Here is a 16643-nt window from a genome sequence, read left to right on the forward strand (position 1 = left end):
GCCGGCTCTACCCAGAGCGCCTGCATGCCCTCGACCGCCCTGATCCAGAACGACATCGTCGTCTTCGGTTTGATCGCCGCCACCCTGGGCGCCGTGTTCTGGACCGCCTCGCGCGAACAGGGCCTGTGGAAACGCTTCTACACCTTCGTGCCGGCACTGTTGCTGTGCTACCTGATTCCCGGCATCTACAACACCGTCGGCCTGATCGACGGCCAGAACACCAAGCTCTACAACCCGATCGCACGCGACATCCTGCTGCCGGCAGCGCTGATCCTGCTGACCCTGGCGGTGGACATCAAAGGCATCCTGCGGCTCGGCCCGAAGCTGGTGCTGATGTACCTGGGTGCGTCCGCCAGCATCATGCTGGGTGCGGTGGTGGCTTTCCTGGTGATGCGCGCGCTGCATCCGGAAACGGTGGCCGGTGACACCTGGGCCGGCATGGCCGCACTGGCCGGCAGCTGGATCGGCGGCGGGGCCAACATGCTGGCGATGCGCGAAGTGTTCGACGTCAACGCCACCACGTTCGGCCAGTTCGCGGTGGTCGATGTCGGTGTCGGTTACGTGTGGATGGCCGCGCTGATCTTCCTGGCCGGGCGCGCAGCGAAGATCGACGCGCGCAGCGGTGCCGACACGTCGGCCATCGATGAGCTGAAGGAGCGCATCGCGCGCTTCCAGGCCGAGCATGAGCGCGTTCCCAGCCTCACCGACCTGATGCTGATCGTGGCAGTGGCCTTCGGCGGCGTGGGTCTGTCACACGCGATCGGTGCGCCGCTGGCAGCATGGTTCAAGGCCAATGTCAGCTGGGCCCCGCAGTTCAGCCTGGATGCGCCGTTCGTGTGGGTGGTGGTGCTGTCGACCACGCTGGGCCTGAGCCTGAGCTTCACCCGTGCCCGCACGCTGGAAGGTGCGGGCGCCTCGCGGCTGGGTTCGCTGCTGCTGTACTTCCTGATTGCCTGCATCGGCATGCAGATGGATCTGCTGGCGCTGCTGGACCGCCCGTGGCTGTTCCTGCTCGGCCTGATCTGGATTGCCGTGCACATCGCGCTGCTGTGGTGCCTGAGCAAGCTGCTGAAGGTGCCGTTCTTCTATTTCGCGATCGGTTCGCAGTCGAACATCGGTGGCCCGGCTTCGGCGCCGGTGGTGGCTGCAGCCTTCCATCCGGCCCTGGCGCCGGTGGGCGTGTTGCTGGGCACGATGGGCTACGCCACCGGCACCTACCTGGCCTACATCGTCGGCATTACCCTGCGCGCGCTGGCAGGGCAGGGCTGATGGGGTAGTGCCGGCCGCTGGCCGGCAACCAGGTAATGCTGCACGGGTTCATGAGGTTGCCGGCCAACGGCCGGCATTACCGATGCGTTACGCCACCGGCAATCCGCGTTCGATCAACCACGCCTTCGCGTCTTCGGCATCCTGCTCAAACCACGCCTGTGTCGACCCCAGCCGATACGTATACCCCCAGGCATCCATGTCGGCCATCAACCGCGCACAGCCAACGCCAGGCAGCTGCCCGGCCAGCACGATCTGCAGGTAGCAGGTGGCATCTTCCTCGGCCACCGAGTCGGTGGCGTCGGTATGCACCTGCGCACGCCGCTCCGGCGGTAGCACGATCAGATGGCAGGCTTCGTGCAGCATCGAGTGCACGGGCGTGTCATCGCGCACGTACACGTTGCTGGCGATGATGCCGGCCTCGGGCTCGCCCCAGTAGCTGCCGGGAATCGGTTCACCGGCCGCGACGTGGTGCAGCTGCAGGCCATGCGCGGCGAGCAGGCACTGCGCATCAGCGAAGGCGATGTCGCCCACGCAGGTGATGTCCACGGCGGTTGTCGTATCGGTCATGCGGGTCAGGCAGCCCCGCCCGTGCAGGCACGGGCGGGGCAGAGCATCAGGGTTTGTCCGGGCCTTCAGGCAGCGCCACGGAGATGTCCAGCACATCGTGCTGGCCATCCTTCACCAGGTCGACCTTCACTGCATCGACGTCGATGTTCACGTACTTCTTGATCACTTCCAGCAGCTCGCGCTGCAGCAGCGGCAGGTAATCGGGGCCGCCGCGGTTGCTGCGCTCCTGCGCGATGATGATCTGCAGGCGGTTCTTGGCGGTTTCGGCGGTGGTCTTCTTCGCTTTGAGGAAATCAAACAGGCCCATGCTTACCCTCCGAACAGCTTGCTGAAGAAGCCCTTCTTCTCGACGTTGGTGAAGCGCATCGGGCGTTCTTCGCCAAGGATGCGCGCGACGGCGTCGTCGTAGGCCTGGCCGGCTGCGGACTCGACATCCAGGATGACCGGCTCGCCCTTGTTGGAGGCGTTGAGCACGTCACCCGACTCGGGGATCACGCCAATCGCCTTCAGGCCGAGCACTTCCTCGACGTCGGCGATGCTGAGCATCTCGCCGCTTTCCACGCGCAGCGGGGTGTAGCGGGTCAGCAGCAGGAAGGCCGGCACGTCCTGGCCGGACTCGGCCTTGTGGGTCTTCGAGTCGAGCAGGCCGATGATGCGGTCCGAGTCGCGCACCGACGACACTTCCGGGTTCACCACCACCACCGCACGGTCGGCGAAGTACATCGCCAGGAAGGCGCCCTTCTCGATGCCGGCCGGGGAGTCGCAGATGATGTAGTCGAAGCCGTCGGCGGCCAGGTCCTTCAGGACCTTGCCCACGCCTTCCTGGGTCAGTGCGTCCTTGTCGCGGGTCTGCGAGGCGGCCAGCACGTACAGGTTCTCGAAGCGCTTGTCCTTGATCAGGGCCTGCTTGAGGGTCGCTTCGCCGTGCACGACGTTGACGAAGTCGTACACCACGCGGCGTTCGCAGCCCATGATCAGGTCGAGGTTGCGCAGGCCGACGTCGAAGTCGATCACCGCCACCTTCTTGCCGCGCCGTGCCAGGCCGCAGGCCAGGCTCGCGCTGGAAGTGGTCTTGCCGACGCCGCCCTTGCCGGAGGTGACTACGATGATTTCAGCCAAAGGACTTCTCCTGATGATTCTGTTTGGGTGCTGCGTCAGTCCAGCGCAGCGATCTTGATCTGGTCCTGTTCCAGCCACACCTGCACGGCCTTGCCGCGCAGGGAGTCCGGGACATCGTCCAGTACCTTGTAGTGGCCTGCAATGGCGACCAGTTCCGCATGGAAATCACGGCAGAAGATGCGTGCCGCGGTGTTGCCCTGTGCCCCCGCCAGCGCGCGGCCGCGCAGGGTGCCGTAGATGTGGATGCTGCCATCGGCGATGACCTCGGCGCCGGCGCCGACGGTGGCCATCACGGTCAGGTCGCAGTTTTCTGCGTACAGCTGCTGGCCCGAACGCACGTTGCCCAGCTGCATGCGGCCCGGCTGCGGTGCGGCGGCGTCGGCAACCTTGGCCACCGGCGTGGCCGGTGCCGGCTTCGGTTCGGCACGGGCTGCGCGACGCGGTTCCGGCGCGGGCGGCGGCGGCGGGGCCGGCTCGGCCTCGGCACGCTCGTACTGGGCGCGGAACTTGGCCAGCAGTGGCAGCCCGAGCTGCTGCGAGAGCAGGTCGACCGCGCTGGTGCCATAGGCCAGCGCCACCGGCAGCACGCCGGCACTGCGCAGGCCATCGACCAGCGCCTGCGCGGTGGCCACGTCCGGCACCTGGCTCAGGCCGCCGAAGTCGAGGATCACCGCGGCGCGGCCGAACAGTTTCGGCGCACGGGTGACGCGTTCGCGCATTTCCTGCACGAGGCGTTCGACATCAAGGGTACGGATGCGCAGGTTGGCGATGCCCACCTGGCCGATCTTCAGTTCACCGGCCTGTTCGTAATCGAAATTCACCGCCACGCTCAGGTCCCCGTCGGCCGCTGTGCCTGCGCCGGCAGATGCCGGGCACGTGTCCATGCCACATCCGGCAGCTTGCCGCCGTAGGTCTCCTGGACCCACGGGTAGCTGCACAGTTCCTTGGCCAGCATGCTGGCGCGCACGTCGACCTGCGGCATGGTGTTCTGGCCCAGCTCGCGGAAGCCGAAGCTGCCGTGGAAGAGCAGGGCGGCATCGGCGCCATGGTCGAGGAAGACTTCGCAGGTCATCTGCGGGAAGCGCAGCTCGGCAAAGCTCTGCGCGTCGGCATAGAACGCACGGCCGACGCCACCGCCACGACGGCGGCTGGCGACCACGATGCGGTCGATATAGAAGAACGGGGTGTCCAGCTGCTGCTTGAACCAGGCGAAGTTGCTGCTGTCGTGCTGGCTGTCGCTGCCGAAGCCGATCAGGAAGCCGGCCAGGTTGCCGTCGCGCTCGGCGACGCGGAAATACTCAGCGGTTTCGTAGAACAGGCGCAGGCGGGCCGCATCCAGGGGAAGGATGGCCAGGCCAGCGTTGTTGTTCAAAGCCAGGACGGAATCGAGCTCGTGCTCGCGCACGTCGCGGATGACAATCGACATTGTGACTCCGTGGGGTAACGCGGTTGGTCCGTCAAATTGGACCCTGCGCACGATTATTGCATGCCCGGGGTGGGCTGCGGCATGAACAGGGGACCTCGGATGCATGACTTCCGTGGGAGTGCGCGACGCGGGCCGGGCCCGTAGAGTGCTGGCATGTTGGGAGTCCTCAGCCATACCCGCGTCCTCCGTCTGGCCGGCCTGTTTACCTGGGTCATGGTCGGCCTGCCACTGGCGTACTCGCAATTCGAGAACCTGCACAGCCGCAGCGATATGGGCAGCTGGGCGATCCTGTTGTTCGTCGCCTACCTGTCCTTCGGCGCCGCGTACTACTGGCTGACCCGCCTCCTGCGCAGTGACAGCGACAGTCACACCACCTGGCTGGACCGCGGCCTGCTGCTGCTGCTGACGGTTTCGGCGCTGGGCGTCAGTTTCCTCAGTGGTTCGGGCCTGGGCAGCATCCTGATGATGGTGGCTGCCGGCGTCATTCCGTGGATGCTGTCGGCGCGCCTGTGCGTGCTGTGGCTGCTGGTCAGCCAGCTGGCGGTGGCCCCGGTCTATTACATACTGCTGAACTTCCCGCTGTTCGAAGCCGTGATGCAATCGCTGCTGTATGGCGGCTTTTCCATGTTCATCTTCGTGACCAGCCTTGTCGCGAGACAGCAGACCCAGGCCCGCGACGAGCAGCGCAGGCTCAATTCGGAGCTGCGTGCCACTCGTGCCCTGCTGGCCGAAAGCGCTCGCGTCAACGAGCGAACCCGCATTTCGCGTGAGCTGCACGATCTTCTGGGGCATCAGCTGACCGCACTGACCCTGAACCTCGAAGTGGCCGGTCACCTGGCCGAGGGCCAGGCGCTGGACCATGTGAAGCGCTCGCATGCCTTGGCCAAGCTGCTGCTGGGCAACGTGCGTGAGGTGGTCAGCCAGCTGCGCGAGACCGGCGCCATCGATCTGGCGGCGGCGCTGCGCCCGCTGACCGAGAACGTGCCCTCGCTGGACATCCAGCTGGAGATCGAGGATCCGCTGAACGTGGAGGACCCGCAGCGGGCCCACGTGCTGCTGCGCTGTACCCAGGAGATCATCACCAACGCGGTGCGCCATGCCGGCGCCCGCCACCTGTGGATCAAGGTGTACCGTGAAGCCCCCGACCGGGTGGTGGTGGAGGCCCGCGACGACGGCGTCGGCGCGGATATGGTCAATGTGGGCAATGGTTTGCGCGGCATGCGCGAGCGCCTGCAACAATGTGGTGGCCAGCTGCAGGTCGAAACCCGTCCCGGTGAAGGCTTCCGGCTGCGGGCGACGGTGCCGGCAACGGTGCTGGTGGCCGCCCTTACCAAGGTTCCTGAAGGAGTGCGTTGATGATTCGCGTCTGCCTGGTCGACGACCAAACCCTGGTGCGGCAGGGAATCCGCTCCCTGCTGGCGCTCGACGACGGTATCGAGGTGGTGGCCGAGGCCGGCGATGGCCGGCAGGCGGTCGAACTGATACCGCAGGTGCGCCCCGACGTGATGCTGATGGACATGCGCATGCCGGTGATGTCCGGGCTGGAGGCGCTGCAGGTGCTGTCGCGCCAGGAGCAGCTGCCACCGACCATCATCCTCACCACCTTCGATGACGACCAGCTGGTGCTGGCCGGGCTCAAGGCCGGAGCCAAGGGCTACCTGCTCAAGGACGTGACCCTGGCGCAGCTGGTCGGTGCCATCCGCACCGTGGCCGACGGCGGTTCGCTGGTGCAGCCGGCCGTGACCCAGCGCCTGCTGTCCGGCCTGGAGCACATGCGCAACGAGTTCGTCAGCCTGGACCGCCCGGACCCGTTGACCGACCGCGAGACCGAGATCCTGCGCCTGATGGCCAGTGGCTTCTCCAACAAGGAGATCGCCAACTCGCTGGGTGTGGCCGAAGGCACCATCAAGAACCACGTGTCCAACATCCTGTCCAAGCTGGGCGTGCGCGACCGTACGCGCGCCGTACTGAAGGCGTTCGAACTCCAGCTGGTCTGAGGAAAACCTTTTCAGGACAATGACTTGAGTTCCAGTCATGGCCCTCGGGTGGGGTTGCCCCCTACTTCACGGGTATCGGTATGCGGTACCCTTCGAATTCTTTGTCCATACAAATACGCAGCCGGCAGGGAAACCGGTGCGCCAATCCCGATAAACAATGCCCGCGAAGCCTGCTAGGATTGGCGCTTCGCTTCAATCAACCCGGCCGTGGGATCGGCCCCGGAGACTCTCTGAATGACCCGTATTATCGAGTTCCTGATCGCCTTGGGGATCGTGGCTGGCCTGTTCGTCATCATTGGCGTATGTCTGCCGGGCGAGCGTCACATCACCGAAAGCATCGAGACCAACCGCAAGATGACGATCGTGTACGACACGGTCAGCAGCCTGCGCCGCTTCAAGGACTGGAACCCGCTGGTACTGCGCGATCCCGCCGTTGAACTGAAGCTGTCCGGCCCGGCCTCCGGCGTCGGTGCCACCCTCGACTTCACCTCCAAGGACCTGGGCACCGGTTCCTGGAAGATCACCGAAGCCGAAGAGAACAAGCGTGTTGCGATCGCCATCGATGACGCCACCAAGGGTCACGACAAGATCACCACCTTCACGCTGGAGCCGACCGGCAAGGGTGGCCGCAACGTCAAGATCACCCAGGACTACTCGGTGAAGTACGGCTTCGACCTGTTCGGTCGTTATGCAGGCCTGTATGTCAGCCGCCAGATCGGCGACGACATCAAGATGGGTCTGTCGCGTATGGCCAACATGCTGGCCAGCGTTCCGAACGTGGACTACCGCACCCCGGAAGCCCCGCTGACCGATCTGGCCATCGTCAATGTGCCGGCTGAAGACCTGCTGGTCGTCAACGCCGGTAACGTGGACCGCGGTCAGGACACGATCACCAAGTCCATCAAGGACAACCAGGAGTGGATCAAGCGCGTGATGGAGGCCAACGGCCTTGAAGCCGCCGGTCCGTTCCGCATCATCACCACCGATTTCGGTCAGGAGAAGTACGCCTTCGACATCGCCCAGCCGGTGAAGAAGAAGGGTGCTGAAGGTGCCACCGCTGAAGAGCTGACCGTCAAGATCGACGGCGGCGCTCCGGTCAAGTACGTGCACGTGGCCCCGCACCGTTCGGCGCATGCCGCCTACACCGGCCACATGGCGGGTCTGGACGTGGCCCGCAACGGCCTGCGTGCCTGGGCTGTGACCAACGGTTCGGAAGTGGTCGATCGCCCGTACGAAACCTGGAAGGACGGTCTGGACAAGTCGTTCACCCCGGAAGCGACCTACGACATCTACTGGGCCGTCAAGTAAGCCTCGGCTGACCCATGTAGTGTTGGACACGAAAACGCGCCGCTCATTGCGGCGCGTTTTTTTTCATCTGGCGCCCGGCAAGGGCGCTGCGCAAGGAGCCCACATGTTCAATCTCGAACGTCGCGCACGTAAGCCATCACTGCTGGCCTGCCTGGGGGCGCTGCTGGCCGCCGCCTCTATCGGCCTGTCGGCCTATGCCTCGCACGGTGTGGCCGACCCGCTGGCGCAGCAGCATCTGAACATGGCGGCGCTCTATGCGTTCGCGCATGGCGCGGTACTGGTGGCGCTCGGGCCGCGCACGCAGGGCGCGATCGCGCACCTGGCGTTGTACGTGCTGCTGCTGGGCGTGCTGCTGTTTTCCGGCAGCCTGGTGGGCGGTGCGTTGTGGCAGTGGCCGACACGGATGGCACCGATCGGTGGCACCAGCATGATGGCTGGATGGGTGCTGCTGGCGATCAATGCGTTGAGGCGGTGACGGTCGCAGGGCTGTCGCTCCGATCCATGCCGATGCGATCGTGATGGTCCATGGGCGTTACTTTTCTTTTCGCGCGAAAAGAAAAGTAACCAAAAGAAACGCGCCGCCGGCCGCGAGCCGGTGCTGCGCACCGGTCCCCTGTGCTCCTCGGCCCGTCGAGGGACGGTGCGGGAACTCGCTGCGCTCAGACACCCGCACCTCTTCGCCCTCGCCGGACCTGCGGTGCTCGGCTCGCTTGAAGGCGGACCCAACAGCCGCGCGCTGATCCGTTGTAGAGGCTTCGAGCGAAGCGACCGGCTTCTGTCTTTGCCTTCTTGTTCCATCTCGTGGTGGGCGCGCGCGGAATCCGCCCGGACAGCTCCATGAAGTTCGCCGTGCAGCCGCCACGAGGGGCTCAGCCGTTGGCCGGTCTCCAGCACCAGTGCCAAGGTTCGTAGACGATCCCATGCGGGTTGTCGCGCGGGTAGCTCAGCTGGAAGCCATGCCCACCGGCATTCGCCTGCAGCCACGCAAACGCGTCGGTGGCTTCGAACGATTCTTCAGCCGGGGCGTCGCCCGGTGTACCGATGTCCAGCGCATGGCCGCTGTGGTGTTCACTGAAACCCGGTGCGGCATTCACCTTCAGGATCTCCGCCACGCTCAGGCCGCGCGCCAGCTTCCGTTCGAAGATGCCCAACTGGTAGGCATGGCTGCGGAAGCCGGAGATGGCGTCCAGCGCAATGCCATCCTGTGCCGCATGCAGTCGCATCCGTCGCCAGCCCTGCGCGGCGCCACGGCGCAGCCATAGCGGGCGGGCGAAGCGATCGCGGCCGGCAAAATGCAGCAGGCAGGGTTCGGGTTCCAGCGGCAGGCCGCTGTCGTCGGCGTAGCGCTGCGGGTCCAGGCCAAGCTGCTGCAGGCGCTGCTGTAACCCGGCCAGCGGCAGCCACTGATCTTCCAGTCCGGCGCCGAAGGGCCGTGCAGCCGCGGTGTCCAGCAGCGCCAGTGCATCCTCGACCCCGGGCTCGCGCGGCAGGCGCGGCACCATCGAATGCACGCCGTGCGGCAGTACCGCCGCCAGATAGCGGCCATCACGCTTGCGCCGCAGCACCCACTGCGCCTGCGACAGCAGGCGTGCATCCAGGTTGCTGCGTGCGCGCAACAGGTGGGCGGGCCACAGCTCGATGGCCTCGGAATTGATCAGCAGGGGCGGGCGTCGTTGCATCGCCTCAGCTTACTGCCGTGGTGCCGACGCGGCCACCTTGCGCAGCGCATCGAGCAGCGCCTGCGGCCGGTCCACGCTGAGCAGCAGCGTGCTGCCATCACTGACCGGCAGGGCGAGGACACGCGCACGGTCGGTGACCAGCGCGAAGCCCTTGCCGCCACCCTGCAGGCGGAAGTGGCCCGAGTAGAAGCCCGGCATTGAATAGCCATTGGTTTTGACACGGATGCCATAGCGGCGGTCACGCTGCAGGTCGACCACCTCGGCCTGGTCCAGCCGCAGCTGCGCCACCGGCACGCGCCGCCGGTACATCGTCGAGCGCACGTCCAGCACGTTGCCGGCCAGCTCCACCCGGCGGCGGAAGAATGCGGCCCCCAGCCCGACAGCGAGTACAGCGATGACGATCAGGCTCCATGCCGCACTGCCGCCCATCCGGAACCAGGGCGGCGACAGCGTAACTTCGATCCAGGGTGCGTTCGCCGGTGCCTTGTACAGCTGCGCATACAGGCAGGCCACGAAGGCAGCCAGCAGCGGCAGCACGATCCACAGCACGCGCAGCGGCGAACTCTCGGCCACGTCAAAGGATTTCGGGTCACTGCCGCCCATGGTTCAGGCCTCCTTCTTGAACACCAGCATCGCCGGGCGCATCGGCGCCGGGATGATGATGTTGACCAGCTCCCAGCCCAGCTGGCCCTGCCGGCTCAGCTCGGCCTGGACATCCTCGGCCTTGAGTACGCCCATCATGGAGGTCTTGACCTCGATGGTCTGGTAGCTCCAGCGCTTGCTCATTCCTTGTCCTCCGACGATGGCGTGGGTTTGGGCAGGCGTCCTGCCTTGCGCAGCGCGTCGCGCAGCACGTATTCGATCTGAGCGTTGAGGCTGCGCAGTTCGTCATCAGCCCAGCGCTGCGCCGCGGCCAGGACCTCGGCATTGATGCGCAGCGGATAGGCTTTCTTCTCACTCATGGGGGCTCCTGGCGGGGCGGTGGGGCGCCCCGTTGCGAGGGTGGCTCAGTACAGCGAGCCTGCATTGACGATCGGCTGGGTGCCGCGGTCCGAGCACAGCACGGTCAGCAGGTTGCTGACCATGTGCGCCTTGCGTTCCTCGTCCAGCTGCACCACGCCGTTCTTCTGCAGTTCGGCCAGGGCCATCTCGACCATGCCGACCGCACCGGCAACGATGCGCGTGCGTGCGGCGATCACCGCGTTGGCCTGCTGCCGCTGCAGCATCGCCTGGGCGATTTCAGCGGCGTAGGCGAGGTGGCTGATGCGCGCATCGATCACCTGCACGCCGGCGTCGGCCAGGCGCTCGGCCAGTTCGTTCTTCAGGTGCTGGGAAATCTCGCTGGCATGACTGCGCAGGGCCAGCTGGCCATCCTCATGCTGGTCGTAGGGGTAGCTGGTGGCCATCGCGCGCAGCGCCGATTCGGACTGGATGTGCACGAAGCTCTCGTAGTCGTCCACGTTGTAGACCGCCTCGGAGGCATCGACCACCTGCCAGACGATGACCGCGGCGATCTCGATCGGGCTGCCGTCCAGCTCGTTGACCTTCAGCTTGCCGCTCTCGAAGTTGCGCACGCGCTGGCTGACCCGGCGCTTGGCGTAGAAGGGGTTGTTCCAGCGCAGGCCGTTGTCCTTCACGGTGCCCACGTATTTGCCGAACAGGCTCAGCACCGCCGCCTGGTTGGGCTGGACGGTGTACAGGCCGGCCAGGGCGAAGATCGCCAGCGCCGCCACCAGGATGCCGGCCAGCATCAGCAGCAGGTTGGGGGAACCGGTGCTGGCCTTGGCTGCTACCCCCAGTACGAACAGGGCGCCGCCGGCGAGGGCGACAAGCAGGGCGCCGGCCAGCGTGCCGAGGCCGTTGAGCGAAGACAGCGACTTCTCTTTCATGGCGGTACGTCCTTGAGGGTTCGGAATTAAGATATCAAAGTGATATCACTTGTCGACTACCGTTCGTCGGATGCCATGGCCGGGGTGCCCGGCCAGCTAGAATGCCCACCCGCCTTCACATCGCTGCTGGAACCGCCATGGCCAAGCTTGGAACTCCGTTGTCCCCCTCCGCCACCCGCGTGCTGCTGCTGGGCTCGGGCGAACTCGGCAAGGAGGTGGCCATCGAGCTGCAGCGGCTGGGTGTGGAAGTGATCGCCGCCGACCGCTATGCCGATGCCCCGGCCATGCAGGTCGCGCACCGCTCGCATGTGATCGACATGCTGGATGCGATGGCCCTGCGCGCGCTGATCGCCCAGGAGCAGCCGCACCTGGTGGTGCCGGAGATCGAGGCCATCCATACCGAGACCCTGGTCCAGCTGGAGCAGGAGCAGGGCCTGCGGGTGATCCCGACCGCGCGCGCCGCCCGCCTGACCATGGACCGCGAGGGCATCCGCCGCCTGGCCGCCGAGACCCTGGGCCTGCCGACCTCGCCGTACCGCTTCGTTGATAGCGAGGCCGAATACCGTGCTGCCGTGGCTGCCATTGGGTTGCCGTGCGTGGTCAAGCCGGTGATGTCGTCCTCGGGCAAGGGCCAAAGCACCCTGCGCAGCGAGGCGGACATCGCACCCGCCTGGGACTATGCGCAGACCGGTGGCCGCGCCGGTGCCGGCCGCTGCATCGTCGAGGGTTTCATCGATTTCGACTACGAGATCACCCTGCTGACCGTGCGCCATGCCGGCGGCACCTCGTTCTGCGCGCCGATCGGCCATCTGCAGAAGGACGGTGATTACCGCGAAAGCTGGCAGCCGCAGCCGATGTCGAGCGCGGCACTGGCGCGTGCCGAAGAGATTTCGCGCGCGATCACCGATGACCTCGGTGGCTGGGGCCTGTTCGGTGTCGAGCTGTTCGTGAAGGGCGACGAGGTGTGGTTCAGCGAAGTGTCGCCGCGCCCGCACGATACCGGCCTGGTGACGCTTGTTTCGCAGGAACTGAGCGAGTTCGCGCTGCACGCGCGCGCCATCCTTGGCCTGCCGATCCCGGTGATCCGCCAGAGCGACCCGTCGGCCTCGTGCGCGCTGCTGGCGCATGGCGAGGGCGTGCCGTATTTCAACAACGTCGCCGCCGCCCTGCAGGTGCCGGACACCGCCGTGCGCCTGTTCGGCAAGCCGAGCGTGCACGGCCATCGCCGCGTGGGCGTGACCCTGGCGCGCGCGGAAACCATCGACGAAGCACGCGCCATCGCGCGTGATGCCGCCGACGCCATCGGCGTCGAACTGCGCCCCTGAAAAAGGAGCGACGACCAACGGTCGTCGCCTACCGAAACCCGGTGGGTACCGACCGTTGGTCGGTACGCTGCTCTACCGCACATCCACCCACACCAGGTGATGGTCGCTGCCATCGGCGATCTTCGCTTCCGGGCTTTCATTGGCCGGCCAGAACACGCCGCTGCCGATGTACTCGAAACCGGTCGAGGGCAGCACGTAGTCCAGGCGCATGGTGCCGGACTTCGGGCCGAAATCGCCGGTGGCATGGAACGGTGCGCCCTTGCGCTCGATGCCCTTGGCCGCATAGGCCAGGCTGGTCTGCTCGCCACCAACGCTGCGCGGGGTGGGGTAGCGCAACACGCGGGCGTTCTCGATCAGTTCGACGATCGCCTCATGGCGGCCATCGCCGTCGACCGGGTCGTTGTTGAGGTCGCCGAGGATCACGAAGCGCGCGTCCTGCGCCAGGCCGCCGCACTGGCCCTTGTCGTCGCACAGCCACGGCTTGTCTCCCTTGGACAGGTATTCCTGCCACAGGCGCAGTTCGTCGTGGTTGCGCGCGGCGTTGCGCTTTTCCGGGCCATCGAACACTGGCGGGGTCGGGTGCGAGACCAGCGCGTGGACCACGCCGGCCGGGGTCTTCACCGGCACGTCCCAATGTGACTTCGACGACAGCCGCAGCTGCGACCACACATGGTCGTTGTAGAAGCTCTTGCCGGTGCGCGGGTCGACCGGACGGATCGCGCCCGGCATCGCGCTCCACTTCAGCAGCTGGAAGCTGCGCACCTTGGCTTCATCGATCGGGTAGCGCGACAGCACCAGCATGCCGTACTGGCCCGGGTGCAGGCCGTAGCCCCAGGCATCGTTGCCGCGGCTGCGGCCTTCGCCGCCGACCACGCCGTTGTTGTCCAGGTCCAGGCCGCTGGGCACGCCGGTGTTGACCGGGGCCAGGTAGCGGTAGGCGAAGTGCAGCGGCTTGCCGCCGCCGGGCTGGGCCACTTCCAGGTAGCGCTTCTGGAACAGGTCGGCGGCGCGGTGGGCGTCGTCGAAGTCGAACTCGTTCAGCAGCACCAGGTCCGGGCGTGCCTGCTGCAGCACCGCGGCGATCTTGCGCGCGTGCTCGCTGTCGCCTTCCAGCTCCTTGATCAGGCCACCGGTCTCATCGGAGTACAGCGAGGTGTTGTAGGTGGCCAGGCGCAGCGCAGCGGACGGCTTTTCGGTCATCGCAGGGGACGTGGCGAAGGCGGGGGCGGTGGCGCCGCAGAGCAGGGCCAGGGCGAGGATCAGGGGTTTGGCGTTCATGGGCCGTATTGTGCACCCGGCCCGGTGTCAGCGGTTTGTCAGCGCCCGTCCAGATCGTTGTCGAAATCGTGCCAGCGGCGGCCATCGTAGGCTTCCAGCGGATGGAAGCGGCGCTTGTAGTCCATCTTCTGGTGACCGCGGATCCAGTAGCCCAGATAAACGTGCGGCAGGCCCTCGCGGCGCGCCCATTCGATCTGCTGCAGGATCGCGAAGGTGCCCAGCCCACGCGCGGCATGGTCCGGGTCGAAGAAGGTGTAGACCGCCGACAGGCCATGCTCGGTGACGTCGGTCACCGCCACCCCCAGCAGCTGGCTGGGCTGGCCATCGTGGCCGGGCAGGCGCATCTCCATGAAGCGGGTGTGTGACCAGCTGCCGATCAGGAACTGCTCGAACTCGTGCGGGCCGTGGTCATCCATGCCGCCATTGGCGTGGCGATGGGTGAGGTAGCGGTGATACAGCGCGAACAGGTCATCGCGGGCGGTGGCCGCGGTGATGCGTACTTCCAGGTCTTCATTGCGGGCCGCGCAACGGCGCTGGCTGCGGTCCGGGGCGAAGCGCGCCACCGGGATGCGCACCGCTACGCAGGCCTGGCAGTGCGCGCAATGCGGCCGGTAGACCAGGTCGCCGCTGCGGCGGAAGCCCCAGCTCAGTGCCAGCGGGTACAGGCCGCCGAGACGACGGTCGTGCGGATCCAGCACCAGGTCGCGTGCCACCCGGTCCGACCAGTACCCGCAGGGGTGCTCGCCGGTCTGGAAAAGTCGCAGTTCGTCGTCTCTGTCGCCGTGAATCGCCATGGGCACAGCATAGCCCCAGCCTGTCGCAGTGGTGGCGACTGTCCGCCGGATGAATGGAACCGGCAGTGGCGTCAACCGATGTCGCGCCCGGGCGTTGTTGTTCCCCGAGGGTGAAGTGATCACCCCGACGCTGTTCCCATCCCCAGGAGTGACCTCATGATCCGTACCCCCCTGCTGCTGGCCCTGCTGCTCGGCACTTCCGCTACCGGTATCGCGCTGGCCGCCGATGCCCCGACTGCGCCGGCGCAGCGCCCGGCCAAGCTGGACACCAACGGCGACGGCGTCATCGACCGCAGCGAAGCCGCTGCCAACCCGCGCCTGGCCGCGAAGTTCGACGAGCTGGACAAGAACAAGGACGGCAAGCTCTCGCGCGATGAGCTGCCGCGCTGGCAGCACGGTCGCCGTGGTGGCCACGGCGGTGAGCGCTGGGCCAAGCTGGACGTCAACAAGGACGGCCGCATCAGCCGCGAGGAAGCCAAGGCCGATCCGCGCCTGGCCGCGCGCTTCGACGAGCTCGACCTCAACAAGGACGGTTACCTGGACAAGGCCGACCGCGAGCTGCGCATGAAGCAGCGTCGTGATGCCTGGTTCGCCGCCGCCGACACCAACAAGGATGGCCAGCTGAGCAAGGCCGAGTTCGACGCGGCCAAGGGCCCGATGCACGGTGGCCCGCGCCACGGCGGTCCGCGCGATGGCGCGGCGCCGAAGCCGCAGCGCTGAGGTTCAACGCAGTGAATGACGACAACGCCGGCGCACTGCCGGCGTTGTCCGTTACAGGCGGCCGCTGCGCATCAGTGAGTACACCACCAGCGCGATGACCATCAGGTTCATGGCGATGATGCCGGTGCGGCCATACATGGCTTCGTACTTCCAGTTGGTCCCGGTGCGCCCGCGCCGTGCCGAATCGCGCGCGATCATCGGTGCCATCACCCGCTGCAGCGGCACCAGGCACTGGTAGTTGACCACGCCCAGGCCTACCGCCAGCACCGTCAGCTGCGCCCAGACCGGCGCCTGCAGCATCACAGCCAGCAGGATCGCCAGGCACCAGAACATGCCCGTGATGATGTTGAGGTAGAGGAAGCGGCGCACGTCGGCGCGCTCGGACGCCGTTTCCGTGTACGACATCAGGAAGCGTCCGCCCAGATAGCTGCCGATCGCACCACCGACCACGCCGCCAATGACCGCCCCCCAGCTTTCGGCCGGCAGCACGTGCAGTTGGCCCAGTGTGGCGGTCAACGAGCCCATCGCGGTGCCGCCCGCAGCGCTGGCACCGCCGAGGCCAAGCTTGCTGCCGCCGATGCCGACACCGGTGCCGAGCAGCACCGCAGCACTGGCCGTGCCGGGCGCAGCCACCAGTACCATCGAAACCACCGCCGTAGCGAACGCGGCACTGGGTGCGCTGCTGCGCGCGAACTCGCCGAAGCGTTGCAGCAGGCCGTCGCGCACCAGCGCGCGGGCACGCGACAGGCGCTTGCGCACGGCGGCGTCATTGAGCCCAAGCAGCTCGGCCACCTGCTGCGAGCGCTGGCCTTCGCGGTAGTACAGCAACAGTACTTCGCGGCTGTCGGCCGGCAACGCGGAAATGATGTCCTCGGCGGCGATCTCTTCTTCCACCCGTTGCAGCCGGTCGGCCGCGCCCGGGGCCGGGTCGGCGGCCATGCCCATCGCCACCTCGGCGGCCTCGCCGGTCAGCGGCCGGCCGCGCTGCGCGCGCAGCCAGTCGCGGGCCAGGTTGCGGGTGATCTGCCGCAGCCACGGCAGGAAGCTGGTCGAACTGCGCAGCTGGTGCAGCTGCTGCCAGCCCTTCACGAAGGCCTCCTGGGCGATGTCCTCACTGGCCTGACGATCGCGGGTGATGGCCAGCGCGATGGCGGTAACCGTGTTCTGGCAGGCCAGCACGATGCGGCCATAGGCGTGCTGGCAACCGCTGGCGGCGGCAGGCAGTTCGCGTTCCAGTGTCTGGTCGATCGATGCGGCGAACGTCGTCATGGC

General features: G+C 66.7%; 20 protein-coding genes. 7 read left to right on the forward strand and 13 right to left on the reverse strand.

What is annotated here, in order from left to right; translation table 11 throughout:
* Nucleotides 1–24 precede the first annotated feature (24 nt).
* A complete protein-coding gene (locus tag ACZK45_RS05565; protein ID WP_478445567.1) occupies nt 25–1269 on the forward strand; it encodes a DUF819 family protein in 1245 nt (414 codons plus the stop codon).
* Between the two features lie 87 nt (nt 1270–1356).
* On the opposite strand, the gene ACZK45_RS05570 is transcribed toward ACZK45_RS05565, so the two are convergent.
* From ACZK45_RS05570 to ACZK45_RS05590, 5 genes are read right to left on the reverse strand one after another with little or no spacing between them, the layout of a single operon-like run.
* Nucleotides 1357–1836 carry a hypothetical protein gene (locus ACZK45_RS05570; RefSeq protein ID WP_125893775.1) on the reverse strand — a complete coding sequence of 160 codons (480 nt, stop codon included), beginning with the start codon at nt 1834–1836 and terminating at the stop codon, nt 1357–1359.
* A 46-nt stretch (nt 1837–1882) separates the two neighbouring features.
* Nucleotides 1883–2143: a cell division topological specificity factor MinE gene (gene minE, locus ACZK45_RS05575; protein ID WP_004148073.1), complete on the reverse strand. Its 261-nt coding sequence runs from the start codon at nt 2141–2143 to the stop codon at nt 1883–1885.
* A gap of 2 nt (nt 2144–2145) precedes the next feature.
* Nucleotides 2146–2955, reverse strand: coding sequence for a septum site-determining protein MinD (gene minD / locus ACZK45_RS05580; RefSeq protein ID WP_010483375.1), 810 nt, complete (start codon nt 2953–2955; stop codon nt 2146–2148).
* Nucleotides 2956–2990: 35 nt separating this feature from the next.
* Complete coding sequence (minC, locus tag ACZK45_RS05585) at nt 2991–3839, reverse strand: septum site-determining protein MinC (protein WP_050509775.1); 849 nt, start codon at nt 3837–3839, stop codon at nt 2991–2993.
* Nucleotides 3785–4381 carry a GNAT family N-acetyltransferase gene (locus tag ACZK45_RS05590; RefSeq protein ID WP_180838697.1) on the reverse strand — a complete coding sequence of 199 codons (597 nt, stop codon included), beginning with the start codon at nt 4379–4381 and terminating at the stop codon, nt 3785–3787. Before ACZK45_RS05590 ends, minC begins: the two co-directional genes overlap by 55 nt.
* Before the next feature lie 153 nt (nt 4382–4534).
* On the opposite strand from ACZK45_RS05590, the gene ACZK45_RS05595 reads away from it, so the two are divergent.
* From ACZK45_RS05595 to ACZK45_RS05610, 4 genes are all read left to right on the forward strand, one after another.
* Entirely contained in the window at nt 4535–5737 is a 1203-nt protein-coding gene (locus ACZK45_RS05595; protein ID WP_049461775.1) for a sensor histidine kinase, read from the forward strand.
* Nucleotides 5737–6378, forward strand: coding sequence for a response regulator (locus ACZK45_RS05600; RefSeq protein ID WP_478445568.1), 642 nt, complete (start codon nt 5737–5739; stop codon nt 6376–6378). The genes ACZK45_RS05595 and ACZK45_RS05600 overlap by 1 nt, the downstream gene beginning before the upstream one ends.
* A gap of 234 nt (nt 6379–6612) precedes the next feature.
* Nucleotides 6613–7686 carry a polyketide cyclase gene (locus tag ACZK45_RS05605; protein ID WP_032127602.1) on the forward strand — a complete coding sequence of 358 codons (1074 nt, stop codon included), beginning with the start codon at nt 6613–6615 and terminating at the stop codon, nt 7684–7686.
* A 103-nt stretch (nt 7687–7789) separates the two neighbouring features.
* Nucleotides 7790–8161: a DUF423 domain-containing protein gene (locus ACZK45_RS05610; RefSeq protein WP_478445569.1), complete on the forward strand. Its 372-nt coding sequence runs from the start codon at nt 7790–7792 to the stop codon at nt 8159–8161.
* 394 nt (nt 8162–8555) lie between these two features.
* Here ACZK45_RS05610 and ACZK45_RS05615 read toward each other — a convergent pair whose 3' ends face one another.
* Genes ACZK45_RS05615 through ACZK45_RS05635 form a run of 5 tightly spaced genes read right to left on the reverse strand, consistent with a single transcriptional unit; the run spans nt 8556 to nt 11254 of the window.
* A complete protein-coding gene (locus ACZK45_RS05615; RefSeq protein ID WP_180838698.1) occupies nt 8556–9365 on the reverse strand; it encodes a M15 family metallopeptidase in 810 nt (269 codons plus the stop codon).
* A 9-nt stretch (nt 9366–9374) separates the two neighbouring features.
* Nucleotides 9375–9968: a PH domain-containing protein gene (locus tag ACZK45_RS05620; protein ID WP_180838699.1), complete on the reverse strand. Its 594-nt coding sequence runs from the start codon at nt 9966–9968 to the stop codon at nt 9375–9377.
* A 3-nt stretch (nt 9969–9971) separates the two neighbouring features.
* On the reverse strand, nt 9972–10151 hold the full coding sequence (locus ACZK45_RS05625) for a DUF4177 domain-containing protein (RefSeq protein WP_032127598.1): 180 nt from the start codon (nt 10149–10151) through the stop codon (nt 9972–9974).
* Nucleotides 10148–10327 carry a type II toxin-antitoxin system antitoxin gene (locus tag ACZK45_RS05630; RefSeq protein ID WP_065178114.1) on the reverse strand — a complete coding sequence of 60 codons (180 nt, stop codon included), beginning with the start codon at nt 10325–10327 and terminating at the stop codon, nt 10148–10150. Before ACZK45_RS05630 ends, ACZK45_RS05625 begins: the two co-directional genes overlap by 4 nt.
* 45 nt (nt 10328–10372) lie before the next feature.
* Nucleotides 10373–11254, reverse strand: coding sequence for an SPFH domain-containing protein (locus ACZK45_RS05635; protein WP_032127597.1), 882 nt, complete (start codon nt 11252–11254; stop codon nt 10373–10375).
* Nucleotides 11255–11391: 137 nt separating this feature from the next.
* Between ACZK45_RS05635 and purT the strand changes: the two genes are divergently transcribed.
* Complete coding sequence (gene purT / locus ACZK45_RS05640) at nt 11392–12579, forward strand: formate-dependent phosphoribosylglycinamide formyltransferase (protein ID WP_478445570.1); 1188 nt, start codon at nt 11392–11394, stop codon at nt 12577–12579.
* Between the two features lie 72 nt (nt 12580–12651).
* Here the strand turns inward: purT and ACZK45_RS05645 are convergent, their stop codons facing one another.
* Both ACZK45_RS05645 and ACZK45_RS05650 read right to left on the reverse strand, forming a co-directional pair.
* Nucleotides 12652–13857, reverse strand: coding sequence for an endonuclease/exonuclease/phosphatase family protein (locus ACZK45_RS05645; protein WP_478445571.1), 1206 nt, complete (start codon nt 13855–13857; stop codon nt 12652–12654).
* Nucleotides 13858–13895: 38 nt separating this feature from the next.
* Nucleotides 13896–14651, reverse strand: a complete 756-nt coding sequence (locus ACZK45_RS05650) for an arginyltransferase (RefSeq protein WP_201118406.1) — start codon at nt 14649–14651, stop codon at nt 13896–13898.
* A gap of 156 nt (nt 14652–14807) precedes the next feature.
* On the opposite strand from ACZK45_RS05650, the gene ACZK45_RS05655 reads away from it, so the two are divergent.
* Nucleotides 14808–15371, forward strand: coding sequence for an EF-hand domain-containing protein (locus ACZK45_RS05655; protein ID WP_049398907.1), 564 nt, complete (start codon nt 14808–14810; stop codon nt 15369–15371).
* A gap of 51 nt (nt 15372–15422) precedes the next feature.
* On the opposite strand, the gene ACZK45_RS05660 is transcribed toward ACZK45_RS05655, so the two are convergent.
* Nucleotides 15423–16640, reverse strand: a complete 1218-nt coding sequence (locus tag ACZK45_RS05660) for an RNA polymerase sigma factor (protein WP_478445572.1) — start codon at nt 16638–16640, stop codon at nt 15423–15425.
* Between the last annotated feature and the right edge of the window lie 3 nt (nt 16641–16643).

It is taken from the genome of Stenotrophomonas sp. 63632_Sma, assembly GCF_056482875.1.